This window comes from Shewanella sp. KT0246, from assembly GCF_019654955.1.
Taxonomy (GTDB): domain Bacteria; phylum Pseudomonadota; class Gammaproteobacteria; order Enterobacterales; family Shewanellaceae; genus Shewanella; species Shewanella goraebulensis.
Genome location: NZ_BPEV01000141.1, coordinates 1 through 497, shown reverse-complemented (window position 1 = coordinate 497; position 497 = coordinate 1). Strand labels below are relative to the sequence as shown.

Here is a 497-nt window from a genome sequence, read left to right as displayed (position 1 = left end):
GTTATCCGCGGTGTAGGTCCAATGGCCGAGGTTATTGATAGTCAGCGTACCGAATTGACCTTGCAGGGTTTCTGCGCTGAACTGAGCTTGGCCGTTATCACTATCAGTAATGGTTAACGCACCATCAACCCTTAATAATCCCGAGTGAACGTCTTTATCTTCAGTGAGCGTTGCAGTTGAAGTGCCTGCAATCACGGCTTTATCGTCAGTACCGTTAATGGTCACGGTGACTTGTTGTTCAGTGCCATCAACTGCGTGAACCAGCAATGTGTCAGTTACTGACTCACCCGTTTTTAGACCTTGAATGATGGCTTGTGAGTTATCCGCGGTGTAGGTCCAATGGCCGAGGTTATTGATAGTCAGCGTACCGAATTGACCTTGCAGGGTTTCTGCGCTGAACTGAGCTTGGCCGTTATCACTATCAGTAATGGTTAACGCACCATCAACCCTTAATAATCCCGAGTGAACGTCTTTATCTTCAGTGAGCGTTGCAGTTG

At 47.7% G+C, this 497-nt stretch carries 1 protein-coding gene; it reads right to left on the bottom strand.

The features are described 5' to 3' along the window. The coding region (locus K5Q58_RS20855; protein WP_220755748.1) for a VCBS domain-containing protein at positions 1 to 497 on the bottom strand (497 nt) is incomplete at both ends.